General features: G+C 64.7%; 23 protein-coding genes. 11 read left to right on the top strand and 12 right to left on the bottom strand.

What is annotated here, in order from left to right:
• Positions 1-12 precede the first annotated feature (12 nt).
• The 4 genes from IT430_02415 to IT430_02430 are packed head-to-tail and all read left to right on the top strand — an operon-like array spanning position 13 to position 3,409.
• On the top strand, positions 13-759 hold the full coding sequence (locus IT430_02415) for an acylneuraminate cytidylyltransferase family protein (GenBank protein ID MCC6906772.1): 747 nt from the start codon (positions 13-15) through the stop codon (positions 757-759).
• Positions 746-1,792, top strand: coding sequence for an N-acetylneuraminate synthase family protein (locus IT430_02420; GenBank protein MCC6906773.1), 1,047 nt, complete (start codon positions 746-748; stop codon positions 1,790-1,792). The genes IT430_02415 and IT430_02420 overlap by 14 nt, the downstream gene beginning before the upstream one ends.
• The gene (neuC, locus tag IT430_02425) at positions 1,792-2,922 is read left to right on the top strand and encodes a UDP-N-acetylglucosamine 2-epimerase (hydrolyzing) (protein ID MCC6906774.1); all 1,131 of its coding nucleotides are present in this window, start codon (positions 1,792-1,794) and stop codon (positions 2,920-2,922) included. The genes IT430_02420 and neuC overlap by 1 nt, the downstream gene beginning before the upstream one ends.
• 37 nt (positions 2,923-2,959) lie before the next feature.
• Positions 2,960-3,409 carry a hypothetical protein gene (locus IT430_02430; protein ID MCC6906775.1) on the top strand — a complete coding sequence of 150 codons (450 nt, stop codon included), beginning with the start codon at positions 2,960-2,962 and terminating at the stop codon, positions 3,407-3,409.
• Between the two features lie 77 nt (positions 3,410-3,486).
• Here the strand turns inward: IT430_02430 and IT430_02435 are convergent, their stop codons facing one another.
• The 6 genes from IT430_02435 to IT430_02460 form a co-directional block, all read right to left on the bottom strand.
• Positions 3,487-4,050, bottom strand: coding sequence for a LemA family protein (locus tag IT430_02435; protein ID MCC6906776.1), 564 nt, complete (start codon positions 4,048-4,050; stop codon positions 3,487-3,489).
• Positions 4,051-4,059: 9 nt separating this feature from the next.
• Entirely contained in the window at positions 4,060-4,272 is a 213-nt protein-coding gene (locus IT430_02440; GenBank protein ID MCC6906777.1) for a hypothetical protein, read from the bottom strand.
• Positions 4,265-4,453, bottom strand: a complete 189-nt coding sequence (locus tag IT430_02445) for a hypothetical protein (GenBank protein ID MCC6906778.1) — start codon at positions 4,451-4,453, stop codon at positions 4,265-4,267. Before IT430_02445 ends, IT430_02440 begins: the two co-directional genes overlap by 8 nt.
• A 1-nt stretch (position 4,454) precedes the next feature.
• Positions 4,455-5,000 carry an NADH-quinone oxidoreductase subunit NuoE gene (gene nuoE / locus IT430_02450; protein ID MCC6906779.1) on the bottom strand — a complete coding sequence of 182 codons (546 nt, stop codon included), beginning with the start codon at positions 4,998-5,000 and terminating at the stop codon, positions 4,455-4,457.
• 12 nt (positions 5,001-5,012) lie between these two features.
• Complete coding sequence (locus tag IT430_02455; protein MCC6906780.1) at positions 5,013-6,302, bottom strand: NADH-quinone oxidoreductase subunit D; 1,290 nt, start codon at positions 6,300-6,302, stop codon at positions 5,013-5,015.
• A gap of 102 nt (positions 6,303-6,404) precedes the next feature.
• The gene (locus IT430_02460; GenBank protein MCC6906781.1) at positions 6,405-6,671 is read right to left on the bottom strand and encodes a hypothetical protein; all 267 of its coding nucleotides are present in this window, start codon (positions 6,669-6,671) and stop codon (positions 6,405-6,407) included.
• 147 nt (positions 6,672-6,818) lie between these two features.
• On the opposite strand from IT430_02460, the gene IT430_02465 reads away from it, so the two are divergent.
• From IT430_02465 to IT430_02475, 3 genes are all read left to right on the top strand, one after another.
• The gene (locus IT430_02465; GenBank protein ID MCC6906782.1) at positions 6,819-8,477 is read left to right on the top strand and encodes a methylmalonyl-CoA mutase; all 1,659 of its coding nucleotides are present in this window, start codon (positions 6,819-6,821) and stop codon (positions 8,475-8,477) included.
• A gap of 164 nt (positions 8,478-8,641) precedes the next feature.
• Positions 8,642-9,130, top strand: coding sequence for a VOC family protein (locus IT430_02470; GenBank protein MCC6906783.1), 489 nt, complete (start codon positions 8,642-8,644; stop codon positions 9,128-9,130).
• 174 nt (positions 9,131-9,304) lie between these two features.
• Positions 9,305-9,775 carry a host attachment protein gene (locus tag IT430_02475; GenBank protein ID MCC6906784.1) on the top strand — a complete coding sequence of 157 codons (471 nt, stop codon included), beginning with the start codon at positions 9,305-9,307 and terminating at the stop codon, positions 9,773-9,775.
• Here IT430_02475 and IT430_02480 read toward each other — a convergent pair.
• The 4 genes from IT430_02480 to nadA all read right to left on the bottom strand — a co-directional run bounded on the left by IT430_02480 (position 9,747) and on the right by nadA (position 14,230).
• The gene (locus tag IT430_02480) at positions 9,747-10,472 is read right to left on the bottom strand and encodes a TIGR02206 family membrane protein (protein ID MCC6906785.1); all 726 of its coding nucleotides are present in this window, start codon (positions 10,470-10,472) and stop codon (positions 9,747-9,749) included. The genes IT430_02475 and IT430_02480 overlap by 29 nt on opposite strands.
• 63 nt (positions 10,473-10,535) lie before the next feature.
• Complete coding sequence (locus IT430_02485; GenBank protein MCC6906786.1) at positions 10,536-11,825, bottom strand: hypothetical protein; 1,290 nt, start codon at positions 11,823-11,825, stop codon at positions 10,536-10,538.
• An 87-nt stretch (positions 11,826-11,912) separates the two neighbouring features.
• Positions 11,913-12,818, bottom strand: a complete 906-nt coding sequence (locus IT430_02490) for a hypothetical protein (protein ID MCC6906787.1) — start codon at positions 12,816-12,818, stop codon at positions 11,913-11,915.
• Positions 12,819-12,970: 152 nt separating this feature from the next.
• Entirely contained in the window at positions 12,971-14,230 is a 1,260-nt protein-coding gene (gene nadA, locus IT430_02495; GenBank protein ID MCC6906788.1) for a quinolinate synthase NadA, read from the bottom strand.
• Positions 14,231-14,488: 258 nt separating this feature from the next.
• Between nadA and IT430_02500 the strand changes: the two genes are divergently transcribed.
• Together IT430_02500 and IT430_02505 are read left to right on the top strand one after the other, a co-directional pair.
• Positions 14,489-14,890, top strand: coding sequence for a hypothetical protein (locus tag IT430_02500; protein ID MCC6906789.1), 402 nt, complete (start codon positions 14,489-14,491; stop codon positions 14,888-14,890).
• Between the two features lie 164 nt (positions 14,891-15,054).
• Positions 15,055-15,504: a hypothetical protein gene (locus IT430_02505; GenBank protein MCC6906790.1), complete on the top strand. Its 450-nt coding sequence runs from the start codon at positions 15,055-15,057 to the stop codon at positions 15,502-15,504.
• Between the two features lie 82 nt (positions 15,505-15,586).
• Here IT430_02505 and IT430_02510 read toward each other — a convergent pair whose 3' ends face one another.
• Positions 15,587-17,071: a hypothetical protein gene (locus tag IT430_02510; GenBank protein ID MCC6906791.1), complete on the bottom strand. Its 1,485-nt coding sequence runs from the start codon at positions 17,069-17,071 to the stop codon at positions 15,587-15,589.
• Positions 17,072-17,425: 354 nt separating this feature from the next.
• Entirely contained in the window at positions 17,426-18,187 is a 762-nt protein-coding gene (locus tag IT430_02515) for a hypothetical protein (GenBank protein ID MCC6906792.1), read from the bottom strand.
• A gap of 1,325 nt (positions 18,188-19,512) precedes the next feature.
• Here IT430_02515 and IT430_02520 point away from each other — a divergent pair.
• Together IT430_02520 and smc are read left to right on the top strand one after the other, a co-directional pair.
• Complete coding sequence (locus IT430_02520) at positions 19,513-20,514, top strand: restriction endonuclease (protein ID MCC6906793.1); 1,002 nt, start codon at positions 19,513-19,515, stop codon at positions 20,512-20,514.
• Between the two features lie 284 nt (positions 20,515-20,798).
• Positions 20,799-24,563, top strand: a complete 3,765-nt coding sequence (gene smc, locus IT430_02525; GenBank protein ID MCC6906794.1) for a chromosome segregation protein SMC — start codon at positions 20,799-20,801, stop codon at positions 24,561-24,563.
• The last annotated feature ends 2 nt before the right edge of the window (positions 24,564-24,565 follow it).

Here is a 24,565-nt window from a genome sequence, read left to right on the forward strand (position 1 = left end):
AGCGGTTTGGCCATGAGTGCTTTGAACGGATCAGGACGCGAGCGAGCCACCGCGGTCATTCTCGGCCGGGCCGGCAGCAAGGGCCTGCCGGGCAAGAACGCGATGCGCCTGGCCGGCCGGCCCATGGTGCAGTACTCCATCGAGCACGCGCGAATCGCCGCGACGGTGAGCCGCATCCTCGTCTCGACGGACTGCCCGCACGTGGCTGCCGCTGCCCGAAGTGAGGGCGTAGAAGTGATCGCCCGACCCGCCGACCTCGCGGGCGACGAGGCCACGGTGGACGCGGCGGCTCGCCACGCTCTGCGCGACGACGATGCACCGATCGCGGTGATGCTGTATGCCAACGTACCGATCCGGCCGGCGGGGCTGATCGATCGCGCGGTCCGGACCCTGATCGAATCAGGCGCTGATTCGGTGCAGAGTTACGCGCCGGTGGGCAAGTATCACCCCTACTGGGAAGTGAAGATCGACGCTGCGGGGCGCGTGTCGGCGTATGTCGAGAACACGGTGTACCGCCGCCAGGACCTGCCGCCGCTGTTCGTGCCCGATGGCGGGGTGATCGCCGTGCGCCGGACGAGCCTGTACGACGTCGTCGAAGGTCAGCCGCATTCGTTTCTCGGTCGTGATCGCCGCGGCATTGAGAACGCCGCAGGCTCCGTGATCGACATCGACGATCGCATGGATCTCCTGCTGGCCGAACTCATCCTGAACGAGAATGCCGACCGACGCGCCGAGGCCGCCAGCCATGCGCATCGGTGAGCGCTCGATCGGCCGCGATGAGCCGCCATATGTCATTGCCGAGATCGGCGTGAATCACGACGGATCGACGCAACGCGCGCTGCAACTGGTCGAAGCGGCAAAGCACGCCGGCGCGGATGCGGTGAAGGTGCAGTATTTTGAGGCGGAGCACCTGATGAGCCGGGCGTGCCGGCTTGCCAAGTACCAGGAGCAAGCGGGCGAGACCGATCCGCTTGAGATGCTGCGCGGCCTGCAACTCAATCGCGAGGCCATGAGCGAGATCGTCCGCTACGCACACTCGCTCGATCTGCACGCCGTCGTGACGATCTTCAGCCTCGAAGATGCGCCGCTGGCGGGCGAGCTGGACTGGGATGCGATCAAGACGGCCTCGCCTGACATCATCAACATTCCCCTGCTCGAGGCATTGGCTGCGGCGGGCAAGCCGCTGATCGTCAGCACCGGGGCCGCCAACGCCGAGGAGATCGCCGCCGCCCTGTCCCGCCTCGGCGACATCGCGCTGCACTGCGTGAGCGCCTATCCCACGCCGGATGAGTGCGCACAACTGGCCGGGATCGGCGCCCTGGCTGACCTCGCGCGAACCGTGTGCCCGGATCGCAACCTCGCGATCGGCTACTCGGATCACACTCCATCGATCGACACCGGCGGTCTCGCGGTCGCGTGCGGCGCGAGCGTGCTCGAAAAGCACCTGACGTGGAGCCGCACCGCGCGCGGGCCGGACCACGCGGCGTCTCTCGATCCGGGCCAGTTCGCCCAGTACGTGCAGCTCGCCCGCCAGGCCCGGGCGATGCTTGGGCCGCGCGACGTCATCGTGCAGACGATTGAAGAGGATGTCCGCACCGTCAGCCGGCAGTCGATTACCGCGACGCGCGACCTGAAAGCCGGCGCGATGCTCACGCGCGATGACCTCACGATCAAGCGTCCCGGCGCCGGATTGCCGCCCGCAATGCTCACGGCTCTCCCGGGGCGCCGGCTGGCGCGCGATGTCGCTGCGGATACGCCACTCACTGCCGCCGATCTCGAGGGGGGAGCGTGATGGCCGCATCGCGGTTGCCCTGGAAGATCGCCGTCGTCACCGGCTGCCGCGCCGACTTCGGTTTGCTGCGCCCGGTCATGCGCGCCATCGCGGTGTCGCCGGTGCTTGATCTGCAGGTGATCGTGACGGGGACGCATCTTCTGGCGGAAGTGAACACGCGCGATGAAGTCGCGACTGAATTCGAGATCGACGCCGAGGTGGCCATGCAGCGAGCGGGCGAAACCGGGCGCATTGCCGACGCCAGTGCGCTGGGTCGCGGCGTCACCGGCATGGCCGAGGCCCTTGCGAATCTCAAGCCGGATGTCGTGCTCGTGCTCGGCGATCGCATCGAGGCGTTTGCCGCGGCGTCGGCGGCGAGCGTCGCGGGCATTCTCGTCGCCCACGTGCACGGCGGCGACCGGGCCGAAGGCGTAGCGGATGAAGCGATGCGTCATGCCATCACCAAGCTCGCGCATATCCACTTTCCCGCGACGGCGCAGAGTGCCGAGCGCATCGCGCGCATGGGCGAACGCGAAGACGCGATCCACATCGTCGGCTCGCCGGCGATCGATGATCTGAGTGCTTTCGAACCTCTCGCGGACGGGCAATTGTGCGAACTTGGGCTCGACCCGGCGCGTCCGTTCGCCGTCGTGCTGCATCATCCGACAGGGCTCGATGATGCCATCGAGTTCGAGACGATGTCGGCGGTTGCTGCGGCGACGGATGCCGCTTTCGGAGGCAACTTCGTCATCGGCGCGCCAAATCACGACCCGGGCCGGGCCGCAGTTCTGCGCGCGATCGGGCAGCGGCGAATGCTGCCGCACCTGCCCCGTCAGCACTTCATCGGCCTGCTCCGGCGGGCGGCAGTGCTCATCGGCAACTCATCGGCGGGGCTGATCGAAGCCGCGGCGCTGGGAGTGCCGGTCGTCAACGTCGGGCCGAGACAAGCCGGCAGAGAACGCGGCGGGAACGTGTTCGACGTCCCTGCCCCGAGCCCGAGTGCAGTTGGGCAGGCGATCGACCGGGCTCGCTGTCTCAAACCCGGCACGAGCCACCCCTACGGCGACGGCCGCGCCGGCGAGCACATCGCGGCCACGCTGGTTCAACTGCATGCGTCGCCGCCGTCGATCCGCAAGCGCATTTCATACTGATATGCTTGAGAGGTTCGAGCCATTTCGCAGGTCTGCCATGCGGGTACGCGGGATCTACTGCAGCAACTGCAAGTACAACCTCCGGGGCCTGCCGCGCGGCCGGTGCCCGGAGTGCGGCACGGGGTTCGATCCGCAAGAACCGAATTCGTTTGACCGCTCCGACAAACGATTCGTCGTTCACGTGGGGTGGGATGTCTGTGTTCGCGCAGCGGTCGCGCTCGCAACGCTGGGACTCTGGAGTCTGACCATGTTTGGCGAGCGAAGAAGCACACTCTTGATGTTCGCCGGTCCGTTCATTCTCTGCCGGGGCGCCATGGAGTGGCCGCACATCATCGCGGCAATGATCGTCGTTTTCTCGATCGTGGCGCCACTGGGGCTGTGGGTTTGGACCGGCCGAACCAGATACCTGGTGTTTGTGGCGATTGCCTGTCTTGGCGCGCTCTTTGTGTCCATCTCGCTGGTGGAGTTCAACAGGGCGCGTGCGTGATTGACGCGGCGGTAGAAAGCGCGGGTGCGAAAGAGGCGCCCCTGACGCTCCCCCACCTAGCCGGTGGGGGCAAATGCTCACCCCATCTCCACGCGCGGCGTCACTCGCTCGGCTTCGCTGCTCAATTCGAAGAAGTCGCCGCCCTGGAAGTTGAACATCCCGGCGACCATGCTCGAGGGCACGGTCTGGCACAACTGCCTCATCTCGCGGGTGTTGGCGTTGAAGAAGCGGCGGGCCGCGGCGATGCGGTCTTCCGTCAGGGCCAGTTCGCGCTGGAGTTCGAGGAAGTGCGCATCGGCCTTGAGCTGGGGGTAGTGCTCGACGACGGCGAACAACTGCTTGAGGCCGAGCATGAGTTTCGTCTCATCCGCCGCCTGCGACGCCGCGCTGCCGTGGTTGGCCGCGGCTGCGTTGCGCAGGGCGATGACCTTTTCGAGCGTCTCCCGCTCGTGGGCCGCGTAGCCCTTGACGGTGTTGACGAGGTTGGGGATGAGGTCGTAGCGGCGCTTGAGTTCGACATCGACATCCGACCACGACTCGATCACTGTCTGCCGCAAGGTCACGAGGCGGTTGTAGATGACGATGACGTAGAGCAGCGGCAGCAGGACGATGAATCCGAAGATGATCAGCGCGGGCCACATTCTGATTGCTTATTCCGATTCGTCCCTGGGTCCATACACCGCGGCGAAGAAAACCGACCCGAGCAGGAAGACCACGCCCAGGCAGAGCAGAAACGCGACGGAATCGACGAGCGACATTCTCAGCAGGCGCGACACGGCGAAGCCGCCGCCGAACCAGAGGGCGGCCGCCACGGCGATGCGCGAGAGTACCTGCTTTGTGCTCAGGCGGGCATGGCTACTCATCGCGCACCTCGATCTCGCGGATGCGCGTTTCGCGAATGACAGTCGAGCCGCGCTTTTCCTCGCGATGCTCCGACTCGACGATGCGCCGGTCCCTGCTCACGTCCTGACGAACGCCCCTGATGATGTGGCCGAAGAATTCGCCGATACAGCGCATGAGCGGCTTGCGTGGCTCGCCGGGCATGTCAGGCCCGCCCGCTCTCGCGGGCGCGAATCTCGTCGATCATCGAGCCCATCTGCTCGATGGTAATCAGATCGTGCCGCTCTTCGTTGACCAGAGCGCAAGGCGCCGTGTCGCACGCGCCCAGGCACTCCATGCAGCGCAGGGTGAACAGGCCGTCGCTGGTGGTCTCGTGCGGCTCGATGCCGAGCTTGCCGCGCAGGTAATCGACGATCTCCTGGTGGCCGCAGGCCTCGCACGCAATCGACTGGCACACGCCGATGATGTACTTACCCACGGGCGTGAAGAAGAACTCTTCGTAGAACGAAGCGGTGTCGAGCACCTGCGCCGGGGTGAGTTCGAGGAAGTCGGCCACTTCGAGCAGCGCCTGGTGCGGCAGGTAGCCGGCGTGGTGCTGCACCTCGTGAAGCACGGGCAGCAGCGCGGCCATCTTCGTTTCGTAGCGCGGCAGGACGCGGCGGGTCAGGTCCGCCTTGATCTCTTCGGTGAGATACGGCTGCTCACGCCGCTCGATGGTCATCGTCGCCGAATTCTTGGTGATCCACGCCATGAATGGCCCGCCTCAGCGATCGAGTTCCGCCGCGATGATGTTCAGACTGCCCAGAATGGCCACCGAGTCGGACAGGAGGTGCCCCTCGAGCATTTTCGCGAACGACTGGTAATTGATGAAGGACGGCGGCCTCGTCCGCGCCCGCCATGAGCGCGGCCCGCCGTCGGAAACGATGTAGTAGCCCAGTTCGCCGTTGGCCGTCTCCTGGCAGTCGTACACCTCGGCGATGGGCGCCTTCCAGCCGCGATTGGTCATGATGATCTCGAAGTGCTGGATGAGCCCTTCGATCGAGCCGTAGACCTGGCTCTTGGACGGCTTGGTGAACTTGGCGTCGGCGAAGGTGTTGACGGAGCCGCCGGGGATGTCATCGATGAGCTGGCGGATGATCTCGACGGACTGGCGCATCTCGAACAGGCGGACGTAGTAGCGGCTGAAGACGTCGCCCTCGGTCATCACCGCGACCTTGAACTTCACCGCCGGGGCGCCCTGCCCATCCCAGTTGTCGGCGTAGCAGAGGTACGGCTCATCCTTGCGGACGTCGCGCCGCACGCCCGAAGCCCGCGCGACGGGGCCGGTCAGGCTCCACGCAATGGCATCCTCGGCCGAGATGGCGCCGATGCCCTGGGTGCGGTCGAGGAAGATGCGATTGCGGTTGAGCAGCGTCTCGACGTCGTCGAGCGCCGGGGGCAACTCTTCGTCAATGAAGCGCTTGACGAGCGTCTTGAACGTCTTCTCATCGGGCAGGTCCTGCATGAGCCCGCCGACGCGCGTCCAGTCCGGGTGGAATCGCTGGCCGCAGATGAAATCGCAGATGTCGTAGATGCGCTCGCGCTGGTTGAAGCCGTAGAGAAACCCGGTGAACGCGCCGAGGTCGAGAGCCGAGGCCCCGACGCACAGGAGGTGGTCCTGGATGCGACCGAGCTCGGCCATGATCGTCCGCAACACCTTGCAGCGGGGTGTGATGTCGATGCCAAAGAGCGTCTCGACGGCGCCGTGCCAGGCGATGTCGTTGGAAATCGGCGAGACGTAATTCATCCGGCTGACCGTGCAGACGTACTGGTTGTAGTCGTGGTGCTCGGCGAGTTTTTCGAAGCCCGAGTGGAGGTAGCCGATGTGCGGCGTGACGCGGGCGACGCGCTCGCCATCCAGTTCCATGACGAGACGGAGGGTGGTGTGCGTGGCGGGGTGTTGCGGGCCGAAGTTGAGCACCCACCGGTCGCCGGTGTCCACGTGCTCCTTGAGGTAGTCCACCCGCTCGTCATCGAGTTCGATGGGGTCGATCGGCTTGATCGTGTAGGGCATGGTCGGTCGCGCTTCCCAAAGGCTGATGCGGCGGCATCATAGGTCGCCGACGGCTGTCCGGTGCAAGAGAGCTGGGCGGCCCAACGTCCCGCGCGGCGCGATTCAGAAGCCGGACATCTGGCCGGCGTAGCGGCGATACAACCGGTACAGATAGACCGAGAGAATGCCCGCGCCCAGGAGCATCGCCAGGCCCGTGTACATGGCGGCCGGGCCGGTCTGTGCGGCGACGGCGCCGGTGATCTCGGCTTCGGCGCTGCCCCCGGCCGCACCGCCTCCGAACCAGTAGTCGTACAGTTCCCACGCCCCGTAGCCGACCATGAAGATGATGGCCGAGGCGATGAGCAGCTGATGGAAGACGATGAGTTTCATATCGGTTGGTTCATTCTAGTGTGGCCGGTGCGGTTTGCCCCGGGCATCGATCCGGAGGCGAGGTTTGTCCGTTCAAGCGTCTAGAATACAGCACCTTACCGAGTCGATTCACCCAGAGTGCCCCCGGAGGGGGAAGGCTTGTCGATCATGAGCACCATTCCCAGGCAAACCACTTCAGTCGCAGACGCCGTCAAGCCTTCGGTCGATCCGCACGCCGTCAGCCTCTCGGGCTACGTGGTTGATCGCGTGTACGGGCCGGCCAGCGCCGAAGGCCGCGACTACGCCGGCGATGTCGGCGAACCGGGGCAATTCCCCTATACGCGCGGCATCCACCCGGGCATGTATCGCGACCGTCTGTGGACGATGCGCCAGTTCGCCGGCTTTGGCAACGCCGACGACACCAACCGGCGCTTCAAGTACCTGCTTGCCGCGGCGCACGGCACCAAGGCCAACACGGGGCTCTCGACGGCGTTCGATCTGCCGACGCTGATGGGGCGCGACAGCGATGACCCGCTCTCGGCGGGCGAAGTCGGCCGCTGCGGCGTGGCGATCGACACGATCGAAGACATGCATCGGCTCTACGCAGACATCCCCATCGACCACGTGACCGTCAGCCAGACCATCAACGGCCCGGCAGCGATCATCTGGGCGATGTACCTCGCCATGGCCCGGCAGCGCGGCTTCGACTGGACCAGGCTCGGCGGGACGCTGCAGAACGACATTCTCAAAGAGTTCCACGCGCAGAACGAGTTCATCTACCCGCCCGAAGCCTCGACCAAGCTCGTTATCGACACGATCGAGTTCCAGTCGGAGCACGTGCCGCGCTGGAACAGCGTGTCGATCTCGGGCTACCACATCCGCGAGGCGGGATCGACGGCGACGCAGGAGCTGGCCTTTACGCTGCGCGACGGGATGGAGTACGTCGAGTGGGCGATGAAGCGCGGCATGGACGTCGATGAGTTTGCGCCGCGACTCTCGTTCTTCTTCAACAGCCACAACGAGTTCTTCGAAGAGATCTGCAAACTTCGCGCCGCCCGCCGCATCTGGGCGAAGATGATGCGCGATCGCTACAAGGCGAAGAACCCGCGCTCGTGGCTCCTGCGCACACACGTGCAGACGGCCGGCTGCTCGTTGACCGAGCAGCAGCCCTACAACAACATCATCCGCGTGGCCTACCAGGCGATGGCCGGCGTGCTGGGCGGCTGCCAGAGCCTGCACACCGACTCGATGGATGAGACGCTCGGCCTGCCCACCGAGCAGGCCGTCACCATCGCGCTGCGCACGCAGCAGATCCTGGCGCACGAGACGGGCGTGACGCGCACGGCCGATCCGCTGGGCGGATCGTACTACGTCGAAGCGCTCACCGACCAGATGGAAAGTGATGCGCTGGAGATCATCCACGAGATCGACGACATGGGCGGAGTGATCGGCGGCATCACGCGCGGCTACTTCCGCCGCTCGATCGCGGAGGCCTCCTACCGCTTCGGCCAGGAGATGGAGCGCGGCGAGCGGCTCATCGTCGGCGTCAACGCGTACGTCGATGAGAACGAGCAGCGCGACGTGGAGATTCTTCAGATCAGCCACAAGGTGGAGACGGACCAAATCGCGCGGCTCGCCGAGTTCAAGAAGCGGCGCGACGCGGCGAAGGTGAAAGGTGCGCTGGACCGCATCCGCGAGGCGGCGCGCAACGATGAAAACGTGATGCCGAGTCTCGTCGACGGGGCGGAGTCGAACTGCACCCTGGGTGAAATGGTGCAGGCGATGGCCGATGTGTTCGGCCGCTACAGCGGCGGGCCGGAGTGGTGAAGTTCACACACCTGTAATCTTCGCCGAAAATCGAACTTCTCCCGCACCGTGTGATTGCCCTGCTGGTATCATCGCCGATGCTGACGGCGCTGCATCCGACCGCGGTGGGATGGATCACGCCGTCTTCGATCGGCATCCCCAACAACAGAGCAAGGAGCATGAGAATGACCAAGGTCAACCCCATCCCCGAAGGGCTCGAAGGCATCATCGCCCACCTCGTCGTCAATGACTGCGGCAAGGCAATCGAGTTTTACAAGAAGGCGTTCGGCGCTGAAGAGATCTGCCGCATGCCTGCGCCCGACGGCCGGCTCATGCACGCCGAGGTGAAGATCGGTTCGACGACTGTCTTCCTCTGCGACGATTTCCCGGAATACTGCGGCGGCAAGGCGCGCAGCCCCAAGGCGCTGGGCAACACGCCCGTCACGCTCACGCAGTACGTGCGCGACTGCGACGGCGCCATCGACCGCGCCGCCAAGGCCGGCGCGACGGTGACCATGCCGGCCGCTGACATGTTCTGGGGCGATCGCTACGGCACGATCAGCGACCCGTTTGGCCACTCGTGGGCCTTCTGCACGCACCTCAAGGACATGACGCCGCAGGAGATGGACGAGGCCGCCAAGGCCGCCTTCAGCGGCGCCGGCTGCAACGACTGAGTTCGTCCCCATCACGCCTCCCCTGTCGGACCGTCACGAGCGTGGCGGTCCGACCCTTTTTGCCGGCCGCGATCAAGGTGATTTGCCTAACGGGGCCGCCGGGCCCCTTCCGTACCATACATGTAGCGACATGTCTCACTTCAACTCGATCGAGCGAGCAAAAGGGGAGGACTCATGGCTGCCGCATCAACGGCCACCACGCCGATTTCATGCGTACTCATCGCTGACCAACAGGTCGGCCGGCTTTTCGCCTGCAGACACCGCCGAGGCTCCAACGCAATTCGCCTCGAAGAGATTGCATCGCACGCCAACGCGCTTATCTCGCACGATCGCGGAGGCAGGCCGACGGCGACAAAAGTCCGCCGCGTCACCTTCGCAAACCCGGACCGCGACCACGACATCATGCGCGACCAGTTCGCCGCCGATCTCCTCGCGTGGCTGCAGAACGAACTTCGCATGCGCCCGACGGACGGCACGCTCGTGATCTTCGCGCCGCCCGAGTTCCTGGGGGCGCTGCGCAGCGCGATGTCATCCAAGCCTCTGCCCGTGCGCATCACAGATCAACCGCTCGATCTGGCGAGGCTGTCGACCAGCGAACTTGAGCGGCATCCGAGCGTCATTCGCGAACTCGCTGGGCCTCAGTAGCGCTTCCCAGCAGCGCCGGCGGGGCCAGGAGCAGAGCCAGCACCAGCATCTGCACGGCGAACATGATCAGCACGCGCGCTGGCCACGGGCCCATGATGCTGGTAGGCGAATCGGCCGGGCCGATGTATCCGTAGTTCAGATCGAACATCCAGTCGATGGGCACGATGATGATGCAGTACAGCGCCAGCAGCACCTGCGCGACCGCCCAGTCGCCGGCACGGGGCACGTAGCCGCGCACCGCGACAAGGTACACCGCCGAGCCGACGATCTGCAGGTGCGTGAGCCAGAAGAGGTAGAACTCGATGCTCTCCGGGCCGTGCGTGAGCGACGGCCAGATGAAGCCGAGGATGCACAGGCCGATTCCCCAGAAGTAGACGACCGACCACACCCAGCGTTGGTCGCGCAGCAAAGACACGGCCGCGAGCACGGCGACGATGTCGCAGATGTGCAGCGGCAGACTGAGGCGCCACTCGAAACGCGAAGGCCAGGCGTACCACATGGCCGCGACTACCTGGGTGAGCAGGGTAAAGACGGCCCAGGCGGTGCGCAGGGCCCGCTCGGCCTCTGGACGATTCCTGTACCACCTTCGGCCGATACAGCTGGCAGCAACCGCTGCAATCACGCAAATCGAGACTGCAGCCAAGTGGACTTCCGAGCCGATCCTGAAGGTCTGCAATGTGATGGCGAACGCAGGCATCGTCAATCAGTGTACAACGCCCCCTGCGGCAACTCTCGGCGAATCTGCTGCCATTGGACCGTTTCAGAGGGTTGCATTGAATCGGTAGCGGACCTCAAGCAGCGTCGGTCGCACTTCTTCCGGCCAGTGCGCGCTGATGATGGATGGAACGAGTCCATCCGCCGCAACGTTCCACAACACGATTTCGAGCCTGTCTCGCACGGCTTCACTGGGCCAGAGGCTGCAGAGAGTCGTGTCGTCGAGCCAGACTGGTTGCATCGCGCGACCGTCGATCGGCAGATACCGGTCGTATTCTCGAATCCACGAGGGCTTGCTGAACGTCGCCGTGCGTTCGGCGCCATCCACCAGTGAACGCACGACCAGCTCGCCTTTGTCGCGGAAATACGCGATCTGTGTCGCAGCAGGATTCACCGCAAAGTCGTTGGTGTACGTCGGCCCTTCGAAGGATCGCTCTGCAACCACACGAAGTGCGGAAGCCGACGAATCGCACGCCATATCCAGAAGTCTCCACCGTACCCCGGATTCGGTTCGACCCTCCGGATACAGCAGTCGCACCAAAAGTGATCCGTCGTCCTGCGGGAGCAGAAACGTTTCAGGTCGTCCACCTGGAAGTGCGCCACACGCGAAGGGGCCCTCGATCACACCGCGTTCGAGCGAGATGTTGGCGGACATCACAATCGACTTCGTCCAATCGTCCCCTTCCGCCGGTGCGAGCCACCACAGTCGACCGGTGGCCGGATCGAATCTCAGCAGACCCCCCTCGCAGCGAAATCTGAATGTCTGAACTTGTTCTCCGGACGGCAAGTCCACAATGCTGTATGCGTAGTTGGAGCCGGCCCCTTGCCGAGCCGAGAGTACCCTCACTTGACCATTCGAACCAGGTTGCCACATCGAGAGAATTCGATCGTCTGGCTCGAACGAATCGGTGACATCATATTGCATGGGATCGCGCAACGTGCCGGTCGTCAGATCGAAGCGGAGGATATCAAGCCACGCCGCAACCGGATTGTAATAGCTCGTCCAGCGGCACACCGCCAGTGATTCAGCGTCGGACCACAACCACCGGTAGTAGTAGTAGCCGGTTGGTCGGCCCGCACCGTCGTGAGTGCGTTCGGCAAGCCTACGAACTTGCACACCGCAAATCACGTCTCCCTGCCGGTCGGCAAGCAGGAGCGTTTCTCGCGACTCGATCGCGACTGCATCGCCCGCAGGCGACCATTGAATCCATTGGGGTGCAATCTGAACCGGTTCCCATGAGCAACCCGTCATCAGAAGAAGCGCCGCCAACATCACGCTCCATCCACGCAGTGGGATTTCCGCCGGCGTGGCTGAATGATCAACAGGGCTTTCCATCTTCTGCCCTCCCTCCGGCGGATCTCCGTGCTGCCACTGGGTGGGGTGACGCAGTTGCCTGGCCCGTATTCCCTGTTCTCACAATAGTCATGCATCCGGCCCTTCGAGTTCCTCAATCGTCCTGGGCCAGTCGTCGCGGAGCAGGCGCGAGAGGGAGCGGTCGGCGAGGATCCTGCCGCCCGTCTGGCACCGGGCGCAGTAGTTCATCTCGTTCTCGGCGTAGACGATGCGCTGCACGGGTGAGCCGCAGCGCGGGCACGGCTGGTTGAATCGGCCGTGAACGGCAAAGCCCTTGCGAAACGCCGTGATCTGCCCCCGGCCGGGGAACACGCGGCCGGCGTCGAACTGGTCGCTCAGCCGCATCGACCACTTCTCCAGCGTAACCCGTGCAGCGTCATGCAGACCCGCGATCTGCTCATCCGTCATCTCGCCGGTGCGCACGAACGGCGAGAGCTGCGCTTCGTGGAGGATCTCATCCGAGTAGGCGTTGCCCACGCCGTCGATGAGACGCGGGTCGGTCAGCGCGCGTTTGAGGGTGCGGTTCTCGCTGCGCAGGCGCTCGGCGAGATCGTCACGCGAACAGGTGAGCAGATCGAGGCCGCCGCGATCGATGCGCTTCAGTTCATCGGCGCTGCCGACAGCGGTGAGCGTGGCGCGGTGTTTCGTACCCGCTTCGGTGAGGATGAGCGTGCCGTGCTCGAAACGGAACGCGGCCAGTTCATTGCGCCTCTTGGGCCGCACGCGCTCATTCCTCCAAATCAGCCGGCCGGCGATCATGAGGTGGATGACCAGCGCCATCTCGTCAAAGTGGAGCACCATCCGCTTGCCCAGGCGCGACACGCCGGTGAGCACCCGCCCATCGAACGCATCGAGAGGCGGCTCGACCGACCGCAGCAGCGACGGGCCGCGCACGATGACATCCTCGAGCCGCTTGCCCACGGCGTGATGGCGCAGCGCGTCGAGGTAGACGAGAATGTCAGGCAGTTCGGGCACGGGCTTGCATTCCGTGGGTGCCGTGGTCAAGCGACGCCTTGGGAGCGCGGGCCACGTGAGTGGAACATGAAGCGATCAAGTTGCGTGCCGCGCCGCTGCGCACATCTTCGTCGCCTTGTCGCATTTGCGGCAAAGCAGGCGCCGCCACTCCATCAATCCGTCAGCGTCCCCACTTCGACGCCGGCGCGCTTCGCCGGCTTCTTCGCCTTCGGCTCGGCCTTCACCGATCCTTTGCCGAGCAGATTGAGCATGCGATTCAGCGCCACCAGCGCCCACTTGCGTGCCTCGGGGTGCACCTTGATCTGATTCACCACCTTGCCCTCGGCGAGATTGTCGAGCACCCAGAGCAGGTGCTGCTGGTCGATGCGGTACATCGTCGTGCAAAGGCACTGGCAGCCGCTGAGCATCTCCACGTGCACGCCGCGCTTCCTGGCCGCCTCGGCGACGCGATTGACCAGGTGCGTCTCGGTCGCCACCGCCCACCTGCTGCCCGGCTCAGCCGCGTCGATGATCTTGATGATGTACTCGGTCGATCCCGAAAGATCAGCCAGATCGACCACCTCCTGGCATACCTCGGGATGCACGAGCACGGTCACGCCGTTGTGCTTGCTGCGCATCTCCGCGACGTGCTCGGGGCGGTACAGCTTGTGCACGCTGCAGTGCCCCTTCCAGAGCAGCACAACCGCGTCGCGAATCTCCTGCGCGCTCAGGCCGCCGGATTCCTGCTTCGGGTCCCACAGCGCTGTCTGCGGCTTCTTGCCGGTCGCGGCGGCGTCGACTTCGGTGACAAACCCGGCCGCCTTGGCCGTGTTGCGACCGAGATGCTGATCGGGCAGAAAGAGAATCTTGACGACTTCGCCCTTTTTCAGCGGCTTGTCTCCGCCGGCCAGGGCCCACTCGAACACGCGGGCCGCGTTGCTGCTCGTGCACACCGCGCCGCCATGCTCACCCACGAAGGCCTTGATGGCGGCGCTGCTGTTCATGTAGGTGATGGGGATAACCCGCGTCGCCGGGCCGCGCGTCTCATCGAGCGCTTCGTGAATCTCCGTCCACGCCTGCACGGTCTGGTCGTAATCCGCCATGTCGGCCATCGAGCAGCCCGCCGAGAGGTCTGGCAGGATGACCACGACATCGTCGGGCGTGAGGATGTCCGCGCTTTCGGCCATGAAGTGCACGCCGCAAAAGACGACGTATTTCGCCCCCGCCTGGCGCACCTTCTCAGCGGCGAGTTGCGAGAGTTTGAACGAGTCGCCGGTGAAATCGGCATGCTGGATGACATCATCCTGCTGGTAGTGGTGCCCGAGGATGATGAGTTGTTCACCCAGCTCCGCCCGCCGCGCGCAGATCGCCTCGGCGAGTTGATCGTCGGAGAGGTCGAGGTATTTGAGCGGCAGGGCGGGTTGCCAGAGCATGGGGCGCCTCACTCGTCGGTTCGCGGCATGAATGATATGCGAACGGCCCTTTGCCTACAAAGCCGGCGGACCATCCGGAGTCCACCCCCTTCTGCCCACGTCGCAGGATCGCGCCACCAGATGGGCGGAAAGGCACGGACGGCCGGCCTGACCGACGCTTCACGCCTCGCACGCGTCTGATGCCGGCGTAAGCACATACCGCGGCGGCACTGCAAGGAATTCACGCTAGCGTCTTGAGTCCATGCAAAGGAGGCAGTCATGCCTGTGTACGAGATTCACGGCGTCGAGGAAGAAGCCGGCGTCACCACCAGCGTACCCATCAAGGCGCGCAGCGAGGATGACGCGATCGAGGAGGCTCATCGCCAGGGGATTCTCGATGCGCACGTCGTCGGCCTGCACAACGAGCCCGCGACGCAGATCGACGAGCCGGTCGAGATGCAGGCCAACGAACTCATCGAGAAATCCGGACCGACGATCCAGCGCCGCGTTCTGGCGGGATGGGTCCTGCTGCTCTTCGCCCTGCCGGCCCTCGTGTCGTTGACCGCGTGGATCGGCGCGCAGATGGGGTTGGCGAACGGCATCATCATCGCCGCCGAGGTGATCGGTGCGATGGTCATCATCCTCATCGCGGTGCAGATGTTCAGGCGGTTTTGGAGTTGAAGCGAGTAAACAGGAGGCACTAAGGCACGCGCGGCGAAGCGCCGGGAGCGGCAAGTGGAGCGAGTCGAACAGCAAAGTGAATACCTCGGTGCCTCGACGCCTTGATGCCTCGATCCCATGATGTCTCGATGCCTTGATGCCTTGATGCCTTCCCGGAGCCCCCCATGTCACACGCCATTCCCGCTCGTTCCGTTCACATCGATTCCGCCAGCACGATTCGCGACCCGGCGGCGCACGCCTACTGGATTCTGCGCGTTGGCTTTGCGATTCTGCCGATCGTCGCCGGCGCGGACAAGTTCATGCACGTGCTCACCGACTGGGAGCAATACCTCGCGCCGTGGATCGCCGACCTCTTCGGCGGCGCTACGCACAACATCATGCTCGCCGTCGGCGTGGTCGAGATCATCGCAGGCATCGGCGTGGCGTTCGCGCCGCGCTTCTTCGCCTACATCGTGGCGGCGTGGCTGCTGGGCATCATCATCAATCTCGTGAGCATGCAGGCGTACTACGACATCGCCCTGCGCGACACGGGGCTGATGCTCGGCGCGCTGGCCCTGGGCCAGTTGAGCCACTGGTACGCCCACCTCCGCCCGCGCGCTCCAGCAGTGGCGTGAGGGCAGCGTGCCCCGCTGGCCATCAGAGTACTCAATCATGCCTTGCACGGTCGCGCGGCAGCCGCTCGCCCCGTTACCCGGCTCACTCGATGACCTGCTCGATCACATTGCTGGCGCGCTGGTATTCGGCGGCTTGCAGCCAGGCCCGCCTGCCACTGGCGCCTGAAGGAATGCGCGTTTGAAGCAGCGCGTAACCGGACTGATCTGCGGTCCTGACCCCGGCCAGGAGTGGACGGGAGAGATCAATCGTCACGTCCAACTGCGGGATGTACGTCGAACCGCTGCCGCGCAGACTGTAGATGAACGCAACCCTTCCGCCGGGCGATGCGCCGGACACTTCCAGATCGGCGATGGCTCCCGCCACCCACCGCGACGACGAGAGGCGAAAGGCGCCCGCGCCGCCCAATCTTTCCGCGAGGGTAAAACTCGTCGTCCCATCGGGCAGCGTCCAGAACCCGACACACCAGAGATCGCACTCGCCGACGATGTCGATGCCGCCGCTGCGAATGACATAACTCGCGCCCGGCACCTCGGCGGGCACTTCCGTCCAGGTGCTTCCATCCCAGTGCCAGTAGCCGTACCAGCCCGACACCCAGACGTCATCGGGACCGACAGCGGCGATCGAGCCGCCGGAGTTGGGCGGCGGCTGCCTGAGGCTCCACTGAGAGCCGTTCCAGTGCTTCAGCACCACCGCGCCGTCTCCGCCGCCCAGGGCCCAGACGTCATTGGGGCCGGAAGCGGCAATGTCATCCAGGCCGCTGCTGCCCATGTGTTCGACCGGGCTGTCAACGTGCGACCAGCTTTGCCCGTCCCAGTGGTAGGTCACGCCGAGGAATGGCCCCGCGACGTTGCGGTAGTCGCCGACGGCCCAGACATCGTCAGATGCGATCGCGACGACGTCAGTCAGTTCGTGATGCCGGTTAGCGACGAGAGGAACTTCGATATCGGTCCAGTCCGAGCCGTCCCAGTGCGCTGCGAGGGGAACGGAAGTTGCGCTCGCATCGCCATACCCGGCGGCCAGGCCCACGGCCCAGATGTCATCGGCGGTCACCGCATCCACTTCGTAGAGGAATCCGCCGCGCGGCCCGAAGGGATACACCGTCTGGGGGCGCAATGTGACCGTATCGACATAGTTCCATGAGTTGCCGCGCCAGCGCAGGACGAGCGGGAGGTTATTCGTGGGATAGGGCGTGGTGAGGTACCCGACGACCCAGACATCACCGTTGGGAGCCGCATCGACGCCGGTGGTCTGCGGGGAGGTTCCAAGATGAGAAGTATCGGGCAAATCGACCAGGCTCCAGGCCGCACCGTTCCAGCGCACGGCCAGAGGCCCGTAGCCGACCGGATCATTGCGCCAGATTCCAACCGCCCACGCGTCGTCGGGCGAGAGCGCGGACACTCCCGTGAGACGAGTGACGCTGTTGCCGACATCGGGCGTGGGAACAAGTTCCCACGAACCGCAGGGCGGAGCGGCGTGCGATGCGGCCGCCATCAGTGAAGCGAACAGAATGGGATTCGCCAGGACTCCGACAAACCGGCGATGCGATGTGCGCATTCGAGTCAGCATCTGAAACTCCCCTGAGGTGGCCGCCGAGCGACCGGCGGCAAACGGACCGCCATCGCGGCGGCTTGGGATGCAAGTTCATTGCGCGACGCCCGGGCGATCGACCCGGCCATGTCGACACGGCTCGCATTCGGTTGATCGTACGGTGTCGATGCGCCGCGCCAACGGAACGGCACTGCCCACTGGCACAATCAGGGTGCTTTCCTGTACGATCGTCACCCGCCAGCGGCCGCGCGCGCCGGCAGTCGTGTGAGCCTCGGAATCAACGAAACCAAGGTCGGGCTCACGCAGAGGCGCAGAGATCGCGGAGTTTTCGACGCGAACAAGAATTGCAATGGCTCGCCGGAACCAGGCCATTCACGCCGCCATGCGCATTCCCACCCGACGCTGATTTTCACCCGACGCCCGCGACGCCGACTCCCCGCCCCCCGCGCCCACGATCGTCATTGAGCGCGGCAGCGAAAACGGCCCCGCCAGACCCCTCGCCGTCACCCACCGCCCAAAGTACGTCGCCGTCTTGCCCGCATCGGCCGTGTGGAACTGCACACGAATCGGCTGCCGCGTGTACGCCCCTTCGAGCCGCGCCTCGGATGGATCATTGGGCGTCGCCCGGCCATACTCGGTGATGGCCACGAACAACTGCAGCTGCGCCACGCCGTACGGCTTGCGCAGCGCCGTCGGCGTGTTCTCATCGGCGTACCGGATAAGGTGCCGACCCGCCGCCGCCGAAACCAGCATCATCAGCGGGCACGACCTCGGCGGTCCGATCGGCGACCGCGTCAGGTCATCCACATGCAGCCCCAGCGCCATCTTCTCCGCGTTGCTCAGCGACCAATTGGATTTGATCAGACCTGCATAGTCTCGATACACCCGCTCCGCCCAGGCGCGTGCTTCATCTTTCGCCGCCACAATCGCACTCGTCCGCGTTTCGTTCGACTGCGCCAGAACATACGCCTGCGCAAACATCGCCGCGCGGGAGGAGATGAATGCCGCATCCTCCGCATCCAGACCGTACCGCGCCGGATCGGCCGCGATCAACGCCGCGAAGTTCGAGCCCCAATCACGAAACGCCACGTCCGCCCTCGGAATGTACGGCCCGGTCTGAATCGGCGGCGCCATGGCTCATCCCCCTGTGAAATCCAATCAGGCAAACGCATGGTTCCACGCAGAAACCCAGAGATCGCAGAGCGGAATCGTCTTCACCAAGGCCTCTCTGCGGACTCGGCGCCTCTGCGTGACAAATCCTCTCGGACCTGCCAAGCGCTCCATCGGCGATTTCATGCGGCGAATTGAGTTCGACAAGCGAAGCAACCATCGAATCGACCAGACCGCTGTCCCGTTTGCGCGAACGGATGACCCGTTCGCGCAGACGCAGGCCCCGGCAGCGCGACCCGCGCGCGCGTCTGACCAGCCCGTCCCCCCGTCCCGCCTTCCCGCCCGCCCGTCTCCCGGGCCGAATCTCCCGTCACCCGATCCGCAAGCCCGGTCTCCCCAACCCGATCCCCGCACCGCGCGAAGCAACAGATGCAACCCGACACCCGCGGATGCGCCCCCACCACGCGAGGCGCGGGCCGCAAAGCAGCCGGCGCAGAACCGATGGCGGGTCCATCGTGTCCCGGCAGACAGAACACGCACCGCGCGGCGGTTGGGCGGGTTTTGGATGCGGAGTGATTGAAACAGCCCGGACGGAAAGAGACCGACCAGTCCCGATTACTTCCTCCAGTCCCGATTACTTCCTCTGGCGTGAGGCAAGTAGGAGTCAGCGCAGCACGAGATGGATTTACAGAATGATCGCCGCTTCAATCGATCGGGTAACTGGATCGTCGACTGGGGATGCCGCGCCAAAGTCGTGGCCAGTCTTGGTGCCATCGGGTTTCACCTGTGGACCGGTGTTGAGGTCAAGGCCGCGTCTGTAAACTCCGTCTCCCCTTGGGAGTCGGCGGGGGTGAGGGCCGATCTTCCTTGGAGAGCCAATCATGCCGACGAGTGGGCGAACGGCGAGGAACAAGACACCAATCGAAGCCGGACACGAGCTGGTATTGTGGGAGTTCCAGTGAGGCGTAAGGGCCCGACTGTTTGTCGACATTGCAAAGGTGGCCTCGGCAGTCCCGAGTGCCTCTATTGCCACGGAACCGGATTGGAGCACTCTGGGCCGTGGCACCCTCAAGGTGCGAGTGGACGGCCCAGCGGCTTGTCTGTTGAGCCACGACCACTACTGCAACCTCGCTCTCGTATATGCTGGTGCCATCTCTGCGGCTGTGTCCTCAAAGACACGAGACGGTTACGGAGACATCTCAAGGGCTGCCGTCGGAGGCAACGGCCACGCTGATCCACCAGAATTGCAAGTTTCGATTCTCGTGAGGAGGGAACCGTACCAGTCCCAATTTCTTCCTCTGTCCCAATTTCTTCCTCTCTCGACAGAGTCGGTCTAGGAGAATCAGGAGATGACCAATCCAACGCAAGGTACCGCGTTCGTACTTCGGATTGCGCCGAGTGGCATTGATCGCATGCAGGAGGCACTCCGCTGCAACCAGCTTATAATCGGCTGGGCGAAGGCCACAGGCCTCTTGGACGGGTCGCTATCCTGGGAGAGCTTTCGAGAGATCATTCGGCTGGCATACCACGCCGGTGAACGCGATCTGCGCGGAGCCGGCCGCGGCGCGGGCAACATGTGGCGATTTATCCGCGACATGCATGTCGGCGACCTCGTTGTAGTTCCCTATGGTTCAGCTTTCTATTTGGCCAGAGTGACTGGACCTGCCACATACGACCCTGCCCATGTCAACGACGACACCGCATACCGGCGGCGCGTTGAGTGGCTCAACAACGGACACCCGATTCCTCGGCAGTTGGCAAGGTCGGCACTGCTTGCCCGGATGAAAATTCAAGGAACGAGCGCACAGGCCGCGGACCTGCTTGAAGAGATTAATGAGTGTCTAAAGGTCGCTGAGCGCGGCAACCAACCGACCTTCGAGCAAGATCTCCAAGCACGTTTGATCAGAGAAGTTCTTGAAGAGATGCGCAGTGGCAGAATCTCTGACTTTGGCTTTGAACGGCTCATTCAGACAGTGTTGACAGGGATGGGGGCAGAGGACGTACGCATCGTTCCGCGAAACCAGGACAAAGGGGCGGACTTGGTGGCGACGTTCCGCGTCGCGGAAGCATTTGAGATCGTCATTGCCATTCAGGCGAAGCACTGGCAGCCTTCTCCCCCTGTCGGAAAGGACGTCATCGCGCAAACCATCTCCGGCATCGAAGCGGAAGAGGCCGACTTCGGAATGGTCATCACGACCGGCACTTTCTCAGCGGACGCAGAATTCACGGCGGAATCGTACTTCAAAGACGAGGGCGTCCGTATCCGACTGATCGACGGTGAGCAGTTTGCCAAGTTTATCGTTGAACACGGGATCAGGCTCACGTTGGGCAGCGAAGTGCAGCGGCGGTAGATTCCCGCGGGCAACATTTGGGTCGCATCTAAACTGAGTGGAAAGTTGAGTGCGGTGGCCGCCGTGCACCGTCATCGCCAAGCCACTCCCACCGTCTCTCTCGACGCGCCGAAGGAGCGGGTAGAACTCCTTTTTGCGTTGTGGACCCCGGCGGAGCCGATACCATATCCTGTAGGGCTGTACACTCAGCCTCGGGGTGGGGTCGGCGGTGGAGTTGCCGCGTTCGTCCTGCTCCGTAAGTCCTGTAGCGCCCGACGGTTGGACATGGAGGTCTTGCCCGAATCATGCGACTGGCCCGACTCAAACTGCACGGTTTCAAGTCCTTCGCCGACGCGACCGAGTTTCGCTTCGACGATCCCATCACCTGCATCGTCGGGCCCAACGGCTGCGGCAAGAGCAACGTCGTGGACGCCATCAAGTGGGTCCTGGGCGAGCGGTCGGCCAAGAGCCTGCGCGGCGAGCAGATGATGGATGTCATCTTCGCTGGCACGACCAGCCGGCCCTCGATGAACATGGCCGAGGTCGTGCTGACCTTCGAGAACCCCCTGCTCGACGCAGCCAGCGGCAAGCGCGAACTGCCGGTGGAGAGCGAACTGGTCGATGTCGGCCGGCGGCTGTATCGCGACGGCACGAGCGAGTATCTCATCAACAACGCCAAGGCGCGTCTCAAGGATGTGCGCGACCTGTTTCTCGATACCGGCATCGGGGCCGACGCCTACTCGATCATCGAGCAGGGCAAGGTCGATGCCATGCTCACGAGCAACCCCGTCGAACGCCGGACCATCTTTGAAGAAGCCGCAGGCGTGGCCAAGTTCAAGGTGCGGCGGATCGAGGCGATGCGGCGGCTCGAGCGCACCGAAGTCAACCTGACGCGCTGCAGAGAGCAACTCGACAACGCTGAGCGCCGGCTGCGGATCGTCAAGGGCCAGGCGGCCAAGGCGCGGACGTTCAAGGGACTCGACGACGAGTTGCGGGCCCTGCGCGCGGCGCATCTGCTCGATCTGTATCACGAATTGCACGAGACCATCGACGGGCTGACGTCGGAGCTGAGCCACCTCGAAGCCGACCGGACCAGCGTGATGGACCGCGTGCACGAACTCGAAGAAGCGCGGCAGGATGCGAACATCGAGCGCGACCGGCTGCAGACGCGCTGCACGGAACTCGAGCAGGACCGGCTGCAACTGCAGGCGCGGCGGGACCAGGCCGAGCAGCGGCGGGCCATGACCATCAAGGCGCGCGATGAAGCGCAGGCGGAGATCGGCGCCGAGCAGCGCCGGCTGGGCGAACTGGATGCGAAGATCGACCAGTTGCGCCGCGGCGTGGTGGATCACGAACAGTCGCACGAAGCGCTGGCCAGGGCCCGAAGCGACGCCGAGCGCGCTGTCGAGGCGGCGCTGGCGAGGCGGGCCGAGTGCGATGCGGCGCTGAACGAGTTGAACCGGCGCCTCAGTGAGATGCAGCGCACCCTTTCGGGTATCGAGCGCGAGATCGTCTCGCAGGCGGCGTCGATCGAGGCGATCGATCATCGGCTCGCCGAACTGCAGCAGCAGGCCGAACAGATCGAAAGCCGTCGCGGCGAGATCGAGTCGCGCCTGACGGCGCTGGCCGACCAGGCGGCCGAAGCGGCCCGGCGAGCCGACGCGGCTGACGCGCAGATCGAACAACTCGAGGCGCAACAGGTCGAGCACGAGCGGCAGGCCCAGAGCCTCAGCGGGCGGCAGCGTTCGTTGAGTGAAACGCTGGGCAACCTGGAGCAGGAGCGCGCCGGGCTCGAGGCCCGCCGGCGAACGCTCAAGGAGATGCTCGACAGCGGCACCGAACTGGGCGAAGCGGTGCGCGGCGTGCTGCGGCAGCGGCACGAAGGATCGGGCTTTCAGTTCGTGCGCGGCCTGCTTGCCGACGGCATCGAGACGGACATCCAGCACGCGGCCGCGGTCGAAGCGGCGCTGGGCACACTGCTCCAGGCGATGGTGGTCGGCAGCCTGACGGAAGTCATCGAAGCGCAGGCGGATCTTGAGGCGCTGTCGGGTCGGATCACCTTCCTGCCGCTGCGCGTGTTCGGAGATGAAGCGACATCGCAAGCGGTCGCGCTGCCATTGATCGAGGGGGCGCGATCGTTGCTCTCGGTGGTGCGCGTGCCCGATGAGTGGATGGGGCTGGCGACTCGGCTCTTTGCGCGGACGATCATCGTGGACACGCTCGACAGCGCCCTGCTGCTGGCCGCCGGGCCGATGCGCGAGTGCCGATTCGTGACGGCCGGCGGCACCGTGCTGGAGACGGACGGCCGGATCATCGCCGGGCCGAATTCAGCCGAGGGCACGGGCGCCGGGCTCATCGTCCATCGAATCGAAATGAACAGCCTCGCCGAGCAGGTGGAGGCTCTCACCACGCGGATCGAGGCGCTGCGCGTCGAACTGGCCGCGATCGACAACGAGGCGGCGGCTCTCGACCAGCGGCGCTCGGCGCTTGGTCAGAGTCTCTTTGAAACGCGCAGCGCGCGGAACAAGGCCTCGCACGACGCCGAGCGATTCGAGGCCGAAAGCCAGCGGGCCCAGCGCGATGGGCAACGGCTCGATGAAGAACTCAGTGCGGCCCGCTCGCGCCGAGATGAACTGACCGCCAGCCGGGCCCAGAAGCAGGAGCATCTCGACTCGCTGGAGCGATTGCGCGAAGACGAGGCCGCGGCGCAGGCGTCTCTGCGCGAGCAACTGGAGTCGGCAGAGCAGAATGCCGCGGAGACCGCGGAGTCGCTCACGACGCGCCGCGTCGAGGCGAGCCAGGCCAGCGAGCGGCTGGCGGCGTCGGACCGCGAACGCCGACAACTCGAAGCAGCCGTGCAGGAGCAGCAGCGGCAGCGGAGCATGCTCGAAGCGGCGCTCAAGCAGCGAACAGGCAGGATCATCGAGTTTGAGCGGGTCATCGATGAAGCCGTGTTCGAGGCCGAAGAATGCACGAAAACCCTCGGTGAGTCGGAGGGGCTGCTGGAACAACTTTCAGCCCAGCGCCAGGCTTGCCAGGCCAACGTCGTCGAACTGGGTGATGCGCTCAACGCCGCGAGGCAGCGATTGTCCATCGTCGAGCGCAACTACCACGCCGTGGAACTGAGCAAGCGAGAAAACGAAGTCAAGCGCGAGCATCTCGAGCAGAGCAGCGCTGATGACCTGTCGCTCGATCTGCCGAGCGAGTACCCCGAGTACCGCCTGATGATGCAGTCGGGCGACGTGCTGGCAGTCGATCGCGAGCAGGCGACGGCACGGATCGACGAACTGCGCGGCGCCATCAAGCGCCTGGGCAACGTTAACCTCGATGCGATCGAAGAAGAGAAGGAACTCGTCGATCGCAACGAGGATCTCGTGCGGCAGGTCGGCGATCTCGATGCGGCACGCGGCCAACTCATCGAACTCATCGAGGAACTGAGCAACCTCAGCCGCGAGCGATTCAAGGAGACGTTCGAGACCATCCGCGAGAACTTTGCAGGCACCAACGGTATGTTCCGGCGCGTGTTCGGCGGGGGCAAGGCGGACATGCACCTCATCCCCAACGAAGAGACGGGCGAAGTGGACTGGCTCGAATCAGGCATCGACATCGTCGCCAAGCCGCCCGGCAAGGAGCCGCGCTCGATCAAACTGCTCAGCGGTGGCGAGAAGACGATGACGAGCGTGGCCCTGGTGATGGCGATTTTCCAGAGCAAACCCAGCCCCTTCTGCCTGCTCGACGAAGTGGATGCGGCGCTGGATGACGCCAACGTCGAACGGTTCTGCGGCGTGCTGCACACTTTCCTCGATCGCAGCCACTTTGTGATCATCACCCATAACAAGCGCACCATGCAGGCGGGCGACCAGTTGTATGGCGTAACGATGCAGGAGCGCGGCGTGTCCAAGCGCGTCGCGGTCCGCTTCGACCAGGTCGGCGCCGACGGGCACATCTCAAAAGAAGCGCTCAAGGAAGCCGAGGCGACGGTCTCCGTCGGCGGCGCCGCCGCGGGCGAAGAGATGGACGGGCCGATGGTCGAGACCGTCTCGCGGTCCGGCGCCGCGATGCAGAACTGACG

It is taken from the genome of Phycisphaerales bacterium, assembly GCA_020852515.1.
Lineage (GTDB): Bacteria > Planctomycetota > Phycisphaerae > Phycisphaerales > UBA5793 > UBA5793.